Source organism: Scardovia inopinata JCM 12537, assembly GCF_001042695.1.
Taxonomy (GTDB): domain Bacteria; phylum Actinomycetota; class Actinomycetes; order Actinomycetales; family Bifidobacteriaceae; genus Scardovia; species Scardovia inopinata.
This window is the reverse complement of sequence record NZ_AP012334.1, coordinates 734,045-749,070: the sequence shown is the minus strand read 5'-3', so window position 1 is coordinate 749,070 and position 15,026 is coordinate 734,045. Positions and strand designations below refer to the sequence as shown.

Here is a 15,026-nt window from a genome sequence, read left to right as displayed (position 1 = left end):
GTCTTGTAGTTTCTATCTATAGTATTTTAGCCTAGCATGGTCTACGGTCCGCCGTGTTGGGATCCATGCTGGTGTTGTATTCGATCACCGTTATTGCCTGATCCAGGGGCTTATCTGTCTCAAAATCAAAGCGGGTGAGGCTCCCATTAGCCGGACGAACAGATAGATCATACCCGTGGGGAGCAAAACGATTCATCAGGCTTAGCAGAGTATTGCCATGAGAAATTAGAAGAATATTGTTTCCGTCGTGGAAATTTTTTTCCTCAGCCTGGCTGGCAATAAGATGGAAGCCGGAATCAATCCGCTGCCAGTATTCCTTATCTGATTCAGCATCATGGAAAGGGTCGGCCTCTTTCAGGAAGTCTCGGCTGGCAGCCAGGCCGTATGTAGCAACGATTTCTTTATAGGTGGGGGTTCCATGAGGTGCACCAGCTGCCCACCAGGCCAGACCCATATCCTGACCCTCGAAATACCCATAAAACTGCTCCCTGAAAGATCGGTCAGCAGTCAATTCAGCAGCATCGGTCTGGGCAAGCTCGCAGCTTTCCTCCGGCTCCTGCCCCTGTCCCGACTCTCGCTTCCTCCAGGCTTCATTGGCATCAAGAATGATTCTGGCCGTCTGCTGGGCCCTGCTGGTATCTGAGCAAAAGGCAGCCGCAAATTCAATATGGCTCAAAGCCCTGCCTGCACGCAGGGCATCGGCCCTTCCCTCTTCAGTCAGAGGTGAATTGGACCAGCCCTGCAGGCGGTTGTAGCGATTGAAGTATGTCTGACCGTGACGAATGATATACAGATGAAGAAGCATATTCCTAGTATTCCACACTCAAGATACAGGAGGCAGACATGGGAACACCGGACTTCATCCTTGAATTGCGCAGATACATTGGACACAGACCTCTGTGGCTGATAGGGGTTACTGCCTGTGTTTTCAATAAGCAGGGTCAGGTTCTGCTAGGACAGCGCAGCGATACCCAACAGTGGGAAAGCCATTTTTACCTGCACTCTGGCAGGTCAGTATCATGCAGATACTGACTGAATCAGAGCATTTTTAAATATCTGACCTGCCCTGGTCTCTGTCCTGTGTTTGTTCCAGATCAGGGCAGGAACCGTTGTGATGTCCACATCCAAGGGTTTAAAGGTAAGGCCGCTGCCGGCAGAAGTATCAATTAACCCGTCAATTATCAAGGCATAACCCAAGCCCGCCTTCACCATGCGGGAAGCGTTATAGGCCAGATTGTAAACAGATACAATATTCAGTTTATTTCGTCTGAGCAGGCCCTGACCCGGAATTCTCAGACCTGCCTGGTCCTCCCACTGGCGGGAAACGATAAGAGGAATCTTTAAGAGGACAGCGGCATCAAGACTATCTGCCGCCAGAGGGTCATCAGATTTCATAAGGAGCCCCCACTTCTCCTGGTGAGGAAGTTCCAGATAGTCATAGGTATCAGGAAAATTTGGGCTGAGCAGAAGGCCAAAATCGTACAGTCCCCTGTTCAGATTGTCGATCACCTCGTAAGCATCGGAACTCATGACCCTGAAGGTGATGCCAGGATACTCCTGACGGACCTGGTGCATAGCCCCGGCAAGATAATCAAAGGCCACGGTTTCAGCGCAGCCCAGGCGGATTTCCCCACCGATGTCCCGATCGGATTCTGTCACTTCTTCCCGGGTAGCAGAAACCAGATCCACTATCTGTTCTGCTCTCTTGCGCAGGATCATCCCCTCATGGGTCAGGGTCACCCCGTATCTTCCCCTGTTCAGCAGGGTGACTCCCAGCTCTTTTCCCAGATCGATCAATTGGCGGGACAGGGTGGGCTGGGTTACATGCAGAAGATCAGCTGCTGCGGAAATGCTCTCTTCCTGTACAACAGTCAAGAAATATTCCAGGACACGAATTTCCATGATGGTCTCCATTCATACAGCCATGTATTCATAATCCGTATATTACTATTCTAATATTCATTGTGACAGAAAACGGGCGGTTTTCTTCCTCTCTCTCCAGCCCATCCATATCCGCATCTATGCTAAAAATATGACCGATACTATTTCTCATGCCTCAGAGGCATGTGACCATGATTCCTCCTCCCGGCCTTTTCCTTTTGAAGCCGTAGACCGCAGCCAGATCGATTCAGTGAAATGGAGCACCAAGCCACATGAGCTGCCTATGTGGGTGGCTGATATGGATTTTGCCACAGCCCCTGCAATTGTTGATGCTGTGCGGGAGCGGGTGTCTAACCCTACCTACGGCTATTCCCTGGTTCCTGACGAATTTGGTCAGACCATAGCTGCCTGGTGGCGGCAGGAGTATCAGACACAAATTAATCCAGCAGATGTTATTTTTGCAGCTGGAGTTATCCCCGCTATCTCTTCTGCTATCCGCTCTCTGACCAACCCAGGCGAAAAAATAGTGGTTCAGTCCCCTGTTTACAACAATTTCTATACTTCCATTATTAACAATGGACGTCAGGTCTGCGATGCTCCCCTCATCTATCAAGCTGGCGAGTACTCCATGGATTTTGCTGCTTTAGAGGAGGCTTTTTCTGACCCCCTGACTACCATGATGATCCTCTGCAATCCCCAGAATCCCACAGGAAATATATGGTCTGCGGATGACTTGGCGATTATTGCCCAACTGGCTAAAGATCATCATGTGATAGTAGTCTCCGATGAAATCCACTGCGATATTAGACGACCTGGCCTGGCTCATACTCCCTTTGCATCCGTATACCCGGCTGCCCGAGAAGTGGCTGTGACCTGCAATTCCCCCTCGAAAGCATTTAATATTGCCGGCCTTCATTCGGCTTACCTAGTAGTCAGCACTGACTGGATCCGCCGCAGGGTTCAAGCCCAGCTGATCAGGGATGGAGTTGCAGAGCCCACTGTTTTCTCCTGCCCGGCTGCCATTGCAGCCTATGCCCACAGCCGGGACTGGCTGCGGGCAGTTAATCACTATATTCAGGAAAATAAGGATTATGCAAGAACAAAGCTCAGCAAGAACCTGCCGAATCTGCATATTCCCCGGTCAGATGCCACCTATCTGCTCTGGCTGGACTGCCGTGCCTTCACCAGTGATGCCGACCTCTTAAGCCGTCAAATTCGTGAGCAAACCGGACTTTATCTGTCATCAGGAAAAATGTACGGACCCTCCGGGGCTGCGTTTTTGAGGATGAATTTAGGAACCTCCCGCACCTTGGTGGAAGACGGTACTGACAGGCTGATTCAGGCATTGAGCAGACAGCAGTAACAGAACTAGATAGAACTATATAAGGCAATACAAAACTATACAAAAACCGTCTGCAGGATTTCTCCTGACAGACGGTTTTTTATGCCCTCATCTTTCTTTGCCCAGGCATCTCATGCTTTTGCCACAGTATCTCATACCTAGGCTGATGTACCTCATGCCTTTGCTGAGGCACTTCTGCACAAGGCCAAAAAAGATAAAAGACTTGAAAAAAGACTTTATTTAGCGGGCGTAGTATTCAACCACATACTGAATATTAACCTGAACAGGAATTTCCTCCACTTCGGGAAGACGGGTCAAGGTTGCCTTCAGGGAAGGAAGAGTGACGTCCAGATATCCAGGAACTTGAGGAAGAACATCGCGGTGAACACCCTCGGCAGCAGCCTGGAAAGGCTCCATGGTCTGGCTCTTGGGCTTGACTTGAATAGTCTGGCCGGGCTTGACCCTGTAGCTGGGACGATCAACAATATTGCCGTCTACCAGGATGTGACGGTGAACTACGAACTGACGAGCCTGAGCTGTAGTCCTAGCAAAACCAGACCGGAGAACCAACGCATCCAAGCGGGTTTCCAGCTGAACCTGCATAGAGGTACCAGTCTGACCGGCAGCACGGGTAGCGCGCTCATAAACAGCACGCAGCTGTTTCTCAGAAATACCGTACTGAGCACGCAGACGCTGCTTTTCGCGCAGACGTACGGCGTAATCGGACTCGGCCCGACGACGGTCACGGCCATGTTCACCAGGTCCGTAAGGACGCTTCTCAAAAAGGCGCTGAGCCTTAGGAGTCAGGGCAATGCCCAGTGAACGGGACAGGCGCACCTGACGGCGTGCACGCTGAATTTTTGTCATTATATTATTTCCTATCTGTCGTTGTTTGTACGCAGGCGAAGCACTATGCCCCACCTAAGTCTGGTCTCTCCAACGCTAATGCAGATATCTGCAGTACAGCACAGATAGGGCGAACCCTACATGCCGTATCGAACCGTTGACGGACTATGACTTCAGACGTCTTATGCACATACAACCCTATCTTTTCGGATATGATTTTATGCATAACACAAGTTTTGACTATACACCAGGCTAGGAAGAAATCCCATCCCACCATTGTTGTATGGATGACAGGAACGATTGCCAGGTTTGGTGAAGCCAGGAAGTTGCCGACTTCCACCAGGACGACATGCGGGAACTGATCTTCTTCCACAGGGAGTCCAGCCATCTCTTCCACCCAGGGTCCTGAGATTCCTGAGGCTTCCGGTCAACAGTCTGCCCAGCACTGAGATTAGTAGAAGGAAGAGCCACTACTCCGGTAAAATCTTTTCTCTGGGTAACTGCCAGGGTAGCAAGGACTTTTCCTTTCTTCACGGGAGCTTTTACCTCAGTAAATAGGGTATGGATGACAGGAATGGCAGTATTGGCAAAGGAGGATGTAGAGGGGTCAGTGGCCGATGTAAGGAGTACTTTTTCCTTCTGCGACAAGCAGACAGTCAAATCTGACTGGGCTACCAGGGGGACGCTCTTCTTCTTTCCATCGACAAGAGGCAGGGAGCTGCCTTTGAAAGATTTCCCTTTCCTGACAACTACAACCAGACCATAAGCAGTAAAGCAGTAATCCAGGAGTTTCTTCATGGCTTGAAAGCGGGCTTCCTCATTCCCATCAGCATGAGAGGCATGTTGAATAACGGTAATAACCCTCATCCCATGTCTGACTGCTGTTGCCGCAAAACAGGCACCGGCAATCTCCGTGGTTCCGGTCTTAAAACCATCTAATCCAGGATAAGCCGAGTTCAGCCCCGGAAGCATATGGTCAGTCGAGGTCAGGGGCATGCCGTCAAAAGTGGCATGTGCTTTACTGGTCATAGACAAAACCTGGGGATAATCATGAATAAAATGCCAGACGGCAAGAGCAATATCCCTGGCACTCATCATATTCTCCGCCTTCTTCGATGATCCTGGATAAATATTTTTATCAAGGAAACTATTATTCAGACCCGAAGAATTGTAAAGCTTGGCATCGGTAATCCCCCACTGTCTGACCTGTTTTCTCATCATATCTACAAAACGCGGCTCAGAGCCGGCAATTTTCTCAGCCAGGGATATGGCAGCACTGTTGGCAGATTTTACGAAGGCAGCAGTGACTAAGTCCCTGACCGTGTACGATTTTTTCTTCATGGGCACAGTCGTGGTCAGCCAGTTAGTGGATATGCGGGACGAATAAGACGATATAGGAACTTTGGTGGACCAGCTGATCTTCCCCTGGTCTATGGCTTTATACACAAGATAGAGGGTAATAACCTTAGTCATGCTGGCAATACCGGCTGGTCGGTCTCCATACTGATTAAGCAAAATCCTGCCTGTGGCATAGTCCATGGCAAAGGCATGGGCAGCAGTAATATGGGGTACCCCTTCTGAAGTTGATGATGACGACGATGAGGATGGGGATGGCCCGGATGAAGATATCCGCGATGCCTTGTTATCAGGCAAGTGAGCAGCAAAAACCGAAGCCTGTCCTATCGGTAGACAGCATATCAGGACTGCAAAGGAGAGGAAAAAGGCCAGGAGACGCCTGCTTAGCAGCCTAGCTACAGTCAGTTTATGCGGCTGACTTGTCTCATTGGTTTTCATAGGATCCATTCACGAAAATAATCTGCTCTTTTACCTGATGTGCCCATGGCAACAGGGCCCAGGATTTTCAGAGTTTCTCCAGAGGAGCCAGCCGCAGAAGAAGTCTCTTCACACCTTTAGAGCCAAAATCAACGGTTGCTATTGAATTTGCCCCTTTATCCTGAAGCTCAATCACGGTTCCCAAACCGTGCTGATCATGTATGACTTTATCACCTAGGCTTAACTGATCAATGGATACTGTGGGCCTGGCCGAGGCTGACGATGACGACGGGGAGGATGGGGATCGTCTACTCGTATGCTTTGTCGTAATTTTCCCGCTCTTATGATGCCTATTCTTCCAGCTCGATCCTGGTGCCCCATAAGAACTGCCCCCGTAGGTGCTGCTCCTGTAAGACCTATTCCCATAAGAACTACCTCCGTAAGAACTGCCCCCGTAGGTGCTGCTCCCATACGACCGAGAGTAAGAAGAATAGTCATCATCAAATCCGCCGAATTCAGCCTCATCCCCATCCCAATCATCATCACCTTGGGCCCAGCGACTACGAATCCTCTCCGAAGTTGCTTCCTTGCGGTCCCAGCTGATGAGTTCCTGGGGAATTTCATCCAAAAATCTACTGGGCATCAGCTCTTGGACATTCCCCCACTGAGCCCTGACTGCGGAACGGGTCAGATAAAGACGCCTGCGGGCACGGGTAATCCCCACATAAGCCAACCGTCTTTCTTCTGACAGTTCAGACTCATTTTCCATGCTTCTGGCATGGGGGAAAGTCCCCTCTTCCATGCCTGTAAGGAATACAACAGGGTATTCCAACCCCTTAGCCGTATGGAGAGTCATGAGAGTTACCTGACCTCTATTTTCTCCCTGATCAGGCAAGGCATCAGCATCAGCCACCAAAGAGGTAGTTTCCAGAAATCCCGATAAAGTAGCATCCATAGCAGTCTGTTCAAACTCGGCTGCAACTGACTGCAACTGAGACAGATTATCAACCCGGGACATATCCTGCGGATCCAGAGATTTTTCGAGCTCCCTGAGAATTCCGCTTTCTTGCAAAACCTGCTGAACAATGGCAGCGGGATGGCTGTCATTATCCTGGGCAAAAGTCCTTAAACCTGTCATCAAATCCCTAAAAGCTTGAAGAGGATGAAGGATTCGGCTGGTCATTCCCGGTATCGATTCTGCCCGATTGATAGCCTGCCAAAAAGTAATATCTTCCTGCGAGGCATAGGCATTAAGCATGGATTCTGCTCTGGGACCCAATCCTCGTTTGGGCACATTCAAAATCCGTCTGGTATTCACATCGTCAGCAGGATTAGACAGGCACTGCAGGTAAGCCAGGGCATCCTTAATCTCCCGACGTTCATAAAATTTTGTTCCTCCTACCAACTGGTAAGGAATTCCTGCACTGATCAGGGCTTCTTCCAAGGCCCGAGACTGGGCATTGGCCCGGTACATGATGGCCATATCTGAATACGAGTATTCCCCTTCAGCAGCCAATTGAGCAATCGTACGGGCAACCCACTGTCCCTCCTGCTGGGCATTGTCAGCGGCGAAACCCACAATGGAATCCCCTTGCCCTAAATCTGTCCACAATTTCTTGGGTTTGCGTCCCTGATTCTGGGAAATGACTGCATTGGCTGCATCCAAAATAGTTTGGGTCGACCGATAGTTCTGCTCCAACATGATGGTTTTTGCCTGGGGAAAATCCTTCTCAAAATCCAAAATATTAGAAATATCAGCACCCCGGAAAGCATAAATTGACTGATCAGAGTCTCCCACCACAGTGATCCAGGCAGGCCGTACTGGCGTAGCTTCCGGTCTTGAACTGTCAGTGTCGGTCTGCGTCTGAGAAGTATGGACAGTTTCATCCACTCCGCTCAAGGCCCGGATCAGCTGATATTGAGCATGATTGGTATCCTGATATTCATCAACAAAAATATATAAAAACCGCCGTCGATAGAAATCCAGAGCCTGAGGGCTCCGGCGGAAAAGCTCCACCGTCCGCATAATCAAATCATCGAAGTCCACAGCATTAGCAGAAGCTAACCGATGCTGATACTCTCCGTACACGATGGCATAAACGCGCTCTGCATTCCCCCCATCGCCCAAAGAATGAACAGGTATATCAGGATGGAAATCTGGAGCATATTCAGACAATTTTGTCTGAGCATCTTCCAGGGAATTCTTCCAGTCGGAGATAGTGCTCAATATGGCCCTGGGGGTGTATCGCTTGGAATCAATGTTCAAATCCTGACAAATCAGCTTGACCAGGCGCTGGCAATCGGCCGTATCATAGATGGAAAACCCGCTCTGAAGACCAATATCCTTGCCATGCCGGCGCAAAATGCGCACACAGGCTGAATGGAAGGTAGAAACCCACATCCTGTCTGCCACAGGACCAACAAGAGTAGCAAGGCGCTCTTTCATTTCTCTGGCAGCCTTGTTGGTAAAGGTAATCGCCAAAATCTGACTGGGATAGGCTCCCCACTGGCTCAGAGCCCAGGCTATCCGCCGGGTCAATACCCTAGTCTTCCCCGAACCGGCTCCCGCTCCAATCAAAAGAGCCGGGCCCTGATAGCGAACAGCTTCTGCCTGCTGCTGATTTAGTCCCTCCAGAAGAAAGGCTGAGTCCCGCCTTATCAGATGGTCCCTGCTGTTGTCCTTACTACCAGTGTCCTTACTACCAGCAGTAAAACCTTGAAAAGCCTCGCCAACAGACGGATTCATTGCCATTAATCCTCCAGAAACTCGCTCAGGAAGCTGGCCGCCTCCCTAAATGACATACCTTTTTACCATACTCGGCAGTCAACACCAGAATTAGTTTCTCAACTCTCCGGCCGTTTCTGAACTCTGAAAGCAGAAGAAGGTCCCTCTCTTATCTGCTGTCTCAGTCCACAATATGAGAACCATTTTATTCTCTTCCCTCTTTCGTCATTTCTTCCCGCTAGTATGTGAGCATACTTTCAATTTTCTTTCTTTACAGTGGAGCATTATGAAAATCCTAGAAGATCGTATTAGGCGAGAAGGCACTGTCAAACACGGGAATGTTCTTAAAGTTGATTCTTTTCTGAACCATCAGTGCGATGTGGCCCTATTTGACGCCATGGGTGAGGAATGGGCCCGTTTGTTTAAGGACGTTCGAATTGATAAAATTCTCACCATTGAAGCATCTGGTATCGGGATCGCCTGTTGTGCGGCCCGATATTTTCATAATGTCCCTGTTGTTTTCGCCAAGAAAGCACAGTCTATCAATCTTGATGGTGATCAGTACTGCACATCTATCTATTCTTTCACCAAGCAGAAAGAATTCCCGGTTATTGTAGCCAAAAAATTCCTGGTCCCGGGAGAACATGTTCTGATTATTGATGACTTTTTGGCCAATGGCAATGCCCTGAATGGCCTTCTGTCGATTTGTGAAGAAGCCGGAGTGGTAGTAGAAGGTTTTGGAATTGCTGTGGAAAAAGGCTTTCAGGGAGGCGGTGATGCCTTGCGAGCTAGGGGTTACCGGGTAGAGTCCCTGGCTAATGTACTTTCTATGGATCCGGAAACAGGGCAGATAGAATTCGCCGACTCTGATTCTTCTGAGGATTCCGACTCTTCTGAGAATTCTGACTCTTCTGCCACTTCACGCCAGGGAGAAGGCAGTGACCAGGAAAAATAGCAAAACTCAGGTGAATCAATCCAGTCCATCCGCCAATAATCAATCAGTTGACCAGCAGGCTCAATCGGATAATAGATCAATCGCAACTGCCCTGCGTACTTTCGATGCACCTATTCCCCTGTGGAAGGGGCTCCCTTTTGGCCTTCAGCATGTGATGGCTATGTTCGTTGCGAATTTGACTCCTCTCATCCTGATCGCTTCCGCCGCCGCAATGGATACCAGCCAGCGATCCTGGCTCATCCAGGGAGGCCTACTGGTAGCAGGGTTGGGAACTGTTCTCCAGCTTTTTCCTATCTGGCGCATAGGCAGCCGTCTACCCATGGTAACCGGAATTTCTTTTACCTATTATGCTGCTGCCGCTGCAATTGTTGCTGATAAAGGCTATGGAGCTGTTGTAGGTGCTATCCTCGTTGGCGGACTTTTTGAAGTCTTTTTAGGGCTGACCGCCACCTGGTGGAGACGTCTGGTCCCTCCTATTGTGTCTGCCGTTGTTGTCACCTCTATTGGTTTTTCTCTTCTTTCTGTCGGGGCAAAGTCCTTTGGCGGCGGCGATGGGGCCAAGGACTTTGGCAGCTGGCAGAACATCACCATCGCTACAGTTACCCTGATATGCTGCCTGTCTTTCCAGTTTCTGGCCAAGGGAACCCTGAAGCAGCTGTCAGTGCTCTTTGGCCTGGTAGTGGGCTATATTCTTGCTCTCTGCCTGAGCAAGGTGGATTTTTCTTCCTTCTCTCATCTTTCTTTTGTCTCTTTCCCCCGGTTCATGCCTTTTAAACCTCAGTTTGATTCAGGGGCTATTATCTCCTTTGCCCTGCTCTACCTGGTGTCTGCTGTGGAAGTACTGGGAGATACAGCCGCCTTAACTGATGTTGGTTTTAATCGCCAGCCCACTGCCCGGGAAACGGCTGGTGCTATTGCTGGAGATGGCCTGATTTCTTCCTTCGCCGGCCTCTTTGGGGTTATGCCCCTAACCTCGTTCGCGCAAAACATTGGTCTGGTCGCCATGACCAAGGTAGTTAACCGTAAGGTAATCCTGTCAGGCGGGCTAGTTCTTATTTTGGCCAGTTTCTTCCCGCCGATTGCGGCTGTTTTCAATTCCCTCCCCCAGGCAGTTCTCGGCGGTTGCACCATTGTCATGTTTGGGAATATTGTAGTTTCTGGTTTCCAGATGATTGCTAAAGCCGGGTTTTCCGAGAGGAATATCACCATTGCTGCCCTCTCCCTAACCATGGGAATTGGTTTCACCCAGGTTCCCGCTGTCTTTAGGTATGCTCCTGCCCTGGTGCAGCAGATTTTCGCCAGCAATGCTATTGCTATCGCTTTTGTAATCGCCTTGATCCTGTCCTGGGTTCTTCCAGGACGGTCAAATTCACTGCAGAAGAATCACCAGGAGTAAAAAGCCTCCGTCAAGCGAATTGGCAAGGGTAAAATTTGTAGTATAAAAAAATTTGTAGTATAAACCTGGCGCAGACGAGCACAGGTAATCAAAGATAAGCAAGGATGACAAAGGAGTGGCCATGGTTGCGAGTCCACAGGCTTTGGCAGCGGCTACCGCTATGAATATCGCTGCTAAGAAGAATGATGACAAGCGGGATAAGGGGCTGCCCTTGCAGGTCCCTGGTGTTGTCCGTTATGATGATATCAGTTACGGTCCAGCAGGCAAATGGAATCTCCTGGATATTTATCTGCCCGAAGAATATGCTCCTCAAAAGTCTGATTCTCAGCATCAGAAAGGAGCCCCAGTTATTGTCAGCATTCATGGGGGCGGCTGGGTTTATGGAACTAAGGAAACTTATCAGTTTTATCTGATGAGTCTGGCTCAGATGGGCTTTGCCTGTATAAATTTCAATTATCGTCTTCCTCCTCATTCCCACTTTCCCCAGGAGATGGATGATGTTGATCGAGTTTTTCACTGGCTGGACCATCATGCGGGGGACTACAATCTTGATCTTTCCCGTCTCTTTCTTGTTGGAGATAGTGCTGGTGGCCAGATGGTTGATCAATATCTGACAATCTTGACTAATCCTCAGTTCCGGGCTCTTTTCGGCTATGAACTCCCCAAACTGACGGTAAAGGCTGCTGCTGTTAACTGTGGGGCTTCTTTCCTGACTATGCCAGGAATAATTTCTGGAGCTATAGAAGCATACTTTACCAAGGATTCGCTCCAAGACCGCCAGGACATGATTGCAACTGAAAAATATATGACTGCTGATCTTCCTCCTCTCTTTATTCAAACGGCTAACGACGATTTTATCCGGGATTGCAGCGTCCGCCTGGACGGTTATCTTTCTGGAATTGGAGCCGAGCACGAGTTCCATTCTTATGGGGATAGCAAAAATCCTCAGGGCCATGTTTTTCATTGCGATGTAAGAAATCCTGTGGCTCTGCAGTGTAATAAGGACGAAATTGCCTTCTTTAACCGCTTTTACTGATCATTCCTATTCCCGCACTAAAGACTTCCAGGTTCAGCTCAGTTTCCAGGCCTGGACTGTACTATGCTGAGGCTTTCCAGACACACTGCTATTGCTGTCTGCAATCCCTGGGCCATGGTATCCACCGGCATGGTCGGAGTTCCTTCTGGTTTACCCTTGCCCTGCTCTGTTGAATAGGGAACGTGAATAAAGCCGGAGATATGCGGCGGCTTCCTTTCCGGTCCTTTTTCATCCTGCCTGAGCGCAAGAAGGGTGTACATGACGGCATTGCATACATATGTTCCTGCTGTGTACGACAGCTGGGCTGGAATTCCTTGTTCGTTCATGGATTTAACGATATTTTTGTCAGGCAAAGTGGAAAAATATGCGGTTTGATCTCCCTGAATAACAGGCTGATCATGTGGTTCTTCCCCATCATTATCTGGTATGCGGGCGTCTTCTAGATTGATAGCTACTCTTTCCACGGTAATAGCGGAACGTCCTCCAGCCTGACCAACTGAGATAAACAGGTCAGGATGATAATGATTTTCCAGCTCAGTCACAGCCTGTTTTGATCGGGTAAATGAGGTTGGAATTTCTGCTTTGATCACATCAGCCTGCTGACCCTGACCGTAAACGACTGCATCAGGTAAGAGGGAGACGGCCTGGAAAGCTGGGTTAACAGGCTCTCCTCCAAAGGGGTCGAAGCCAGTAATCACTACTGTTTTATGCATAAAATTCATTCCCCTATCCTACTATCCAGTCCTGTCCTAGCTACAGGTTCCGATTCAATCAGAGAGGAAGTCCAGAGGCTAATTCTTTTTTTCATACCCTCAATATCCAGTATTCCATAAGCAAATCCTTTGCGTACCAAGGAATCAGGAACATATTCATCATACTTGTTGAAGTAAGGAACTTCTCCCTTGTAGACAAGTTCCATGGGATCAAGAGGCCTTTTTACTTCATCAGCCAGAACAGCAAAGAATGTTTTCTCATCAACCTTCATAGTGAACTGCAGGTAGAAAGGTTTGAAAGAATTCAGATTTTTCAATCCCAGTCTATTGGAACACCGGATTTTCAGAAAACGTTCCAGAGCCATAAAAGAGTAAGTTCCCAACCAAGGTAAAAGACACCATGTGCTACCACCTAAATGTATCAGAGGCTTTCGGTCAGTGCCCGAATGGAAGGCTGTAAACCGGGCCTGATCCAGGCGGGCTACCGCGTTCTTCATCAGATAGGGGTAAGACTTGTTCTCTGACAGGACCTTCTGCATCCTCTCTAAAACTCGAGTGTGAATATCCCCGGGGCATTCACCAAAATATGCAGGAACTTTCCCCTTAACCATCTGACAATACACCAGACGCCGTTTTCTATCTATATCAAGGACAGTCCACACATGACCTGCTATAGCAAGTTTTTCTCCCACGGGAGGGGGCGATACAATCGTTCCCAGTTCACGGGACTCACTGCGCACAGTAAATTCTTCACTCTCCTGGAAAACCCCATAGAACTTATAGGTATTGACCACTCTCTCCCCCGCCAGACCAACGATTAATCCACCCTCAGGTGTCTGCTGAATATGCCCGATGGAAATAAGGTGGCGCAGGAGAACCCGGTAGTCTTCCTGGCTGATTCTGTGAAAATACGTCAAAGACAATACCTGAGATGCCAGGGCGGCTGGGGACGTTTCCCCACTGGATGCAAGAATACTCATGGTCTGATGATAGAGAAGACTATATGGCAGTCGTCCCAGATTAGCCGGTTCCACCCATTTCTCCTCCAAATAAAGCTGAACCATGGCAATTCCTTGTAAAAGTTTCCAAGGTATGGTTGCAGGAAGCATAGCCCGGGGTTCTGGCTCATCTTCCCTCATGACAAACCACATTTCCGCAGGCTTGCCCCTGCGGCCAGTACGTCCCATTCTTTGGAGGAAGGAGGAAACTGTCCAGGGAGCATCTAGCTGAAAAGCCCTCTCCAACCGGCCAATATCAATCCCCAACTCCAGGGTCGACGTGGTAACAGTTGTCAGCAGTTGGGAATCATCTTTCATCAGATCTTCTGCTGTTTCTCTAAAAGAAGTAGACAAGTTGCCGTGATGAATCAGGAATCGGTCTCGTTCATGATTTTCCTCACAATACCGTCTTAAATCAGTGGTTATCGACTCACACTCTTCCCTGGAATTCACAAAGACCAGACATTTCTTGCCTCGAGTATGTTCAAAAATGTAGCCTATGCCTGGGTCCGCTTTAGGAGGAGCATTGTCAGTTTTCTGGTCCAGAGGCTGAGCTGCTTGTTCTATTGTCTTCCCCGATGCGGCCTGAGTATCTTTAATATAGAAATGTTCCATAGATAAGCGCCAGGGAGCACGGGGGGAATCAAACTGAGGAATGATCGTTCTTCTTCCAGTTCCTGCAGACAAAAAATCTCCAGTTTTCTGGGGATCCCCAATTGTGGCAGACAGACCAATTCTTCGGGGATTAACTCCAGCCAGGCGGGAGAGACGTTCAATCAGGCAGAGAGTCTGCCCTCCCCGATCTCCCCTGAGAAGTGAGTGAACTTCATCGATGACTATAAATCGCAGATCACAGAAGAGTTGAGGAATGGCGGAATGTTTATGTAGAAGAAGGGCTTCCAGGGATTCCGGGGTAATCTGGAGAATACCGGAGGGGTGCCGTAGAAGCCGGTTTTTATGGGATTGAGCAACGTCCCCATGCCAATGCCAAACGGGAATGTCAGCTTCTTTGCATAAATCCGTTAAACGCGAAAATTGATCGTTGATCAGTGCCTTCAGAGGACCAATATAAATACAGCCCACTGAAGAAGGAGGATTCTCACAGAAGAGGGTAATGATGGGAAAGAAGGCCGCTTCCGTTTTCCCAGATGCCGTAGACGCAGTCAGCAGAACATTATCGTCGGTATGAAAAATAGCCTCAGCTGCGGCTACTTGAACAGCCCGAAGATTCTTCCAGTCATTTCTGTAAATATAGTCCTGTACAAAAGGCGCATACCGGTTAAACACATCCATTTCTGTTTACCTGCTTTCCTGGGTTGATCATTCCACTTCCGTATTTCTCTCTTGCAGGGATTGGGGAC

The 15,026-nt window shown here is 49.0% G+C and carries 11 protein-coding genes; 4 read left to right on the top strand and 7 right to left on the bottom strand.

Annotated elements, in window-relative coordinates:
• Positions 1–31 precede the first annotated feature (31 nt).
• On the bottom strand, positions 32–805 hold the full coding sequence (locus tag SCIP_RS03000) for a histidine phosphatase family protein (RefSeq protein WP_006293043.1): 774 nt from the start codon (positions 803–805) through the stop codon (positions 32–34).
• Between the two features lie 212 nt (positions 806–1,017).
• Positions 1,018–1,902: a LysR family transcriptional regulator gene (locus tag SCIP_RS02990; protein WP_006293041.1), complete on the bottom strand. Its 885-nt coding sequence runs from the start codon at positions 1,900–1,902 to the stop codon at positions 1,018–1,020.
• A 130-nt stretch (positions 1,903–2,032) separates the two neighbouring features.
• On the opposite strand from SCIP_RS02990, the gene SCIP_RS02985 reads away from it, so the two are divergent.
• Positions 2,033–3,244, top strand: a complete 1,212-nt coding sequence (locus SCIP_RS02985; RefSeq protein WP_006293040.1) for a MalY/PatB family protein — start codon at positions 2,033–2,035, stop codon at positions 3,242–3,244.
• Between the two features lie 219 nt (positions 3,245–3,463).
• On the opposite strand, the gene rpsD is transcribed toward SCIP_RS02985, so the two are convergent.
• The 3 genes from rpsD to SCIP_RS02970 all read right to left on the bottom strand — a co-directional run bounded on the left by rpsD (position 3,464) and on the right by SCIP_RS02970 (position 8,594).
• Positions 3,464–4,090 (bottom strand): 30S ribosomal protein S4, encoded by a 627-nt coding sequence (gene rpsD, locus SCIP_RS02980; RefSeq protein ID WP_006293039.1) that lies wholly within the window; start codon positions 4,088–4,090, stop codon positions 3,464–3,466.
• Between the two features lie 231 nt (positions 4,091–4,321).
• Positions 4,322–5,863 (bottom strand): serine hydrolase, encoded by a 1,542-nt coding sequence (locus SCIP_RS02975; protein WP_171821031.1) that lies wholly within the window; start codon positions 5,861–5,863, stop codon positions 4,322–4,324.
• A 67-nt stretch (positions 5,864–5,930) separates the two neighbouring features.
• Entirely contained in the window at positions 5,931–8,594 is a 2,664-nt protein-coding gene (locus SCIP_RS02970; protein ID WP_231287970.1) for a UvrD-helicase domain-containing protein, read from the bottom strand.
• Between the two features lie 259 nt (positions 8,595–8,853).
• Here SCIP_RS02970 and SCIP_RS02965 point away from each other — a divergent pair, with 259 nt between their 5' ends.
• From SCIP_RS02965 to SCIP_RS02955, 3 genes are all read left to right on the top strand, one after another.
• Positions 8,854–9,522, top strand: a complete 669-nt coding sequence (locus tag SCIP_RS02965; RefSeq protein WP_006293036.1) for a xanthine phosphoribosyltransferase — start codon at positions 8,854–8,856, stop codon at positions 9,520–9,522.
• Positions 9,523–9,601: 79 nt separating this feature from the next.
• Positions 9,602–10,918, top strand: a complete 1,317-nt coding sequence (locus tag SCIP_RS02960; RefSeq protein WP_040591056.1) for a nucleobase:cation symporter-2 family protein — start codon at positions 9,602–9,604, stop codon at positions 10,916–10,918.
• A 121-nt stretch (positions 10,919–11,039) separates the two neighbouring features.
• A complete protein-coding gene (locus SCIP_RS02955; protein WP_040590568.1) occupies positions 11,040–11,954 on the top strand; it encodes an alpha/beta hydrolase in 915 nt (304 codons plus the stop codon).
• 38 nt (positions 11,955–11,992) lie between these two features.
• Here SCIP_RS02955 and pcp read toward each other — a convergent pair whose 3' ends face one another.
• Together pcp and SCIP_RS02945 are read right to left on the bottom strand one after the other, a co-directional pair.
• Positions 11,993–12,667 carry a pyroglutamyl-peptidase I gene (gene pcp, locus SCIP_RS02950; RefSeq protein ID WP_006293033.1) on the bottom strand — a complete coding sequence of 225 codons (675 nt, stop codon included), beginning with the start codon at positions 12,665–12,667 and terminating at the stop codon, positions 11,993–11,995.
• A gap of 5 nt (positions 12,668–12,672) precedes the next feature.
• Positions 12,673–14,958, bottom strand: coding sequence for a DEAD/DEAH box helicase (locus SCIP_RS02945; protein ID WP_006293032.1), 2,286 nt, complete (start codon positions 14,956–14,958; stop codon positions 12,673–12,675).
• Positions 14,959–15,026: the final 68 nt, after the last annotated feature.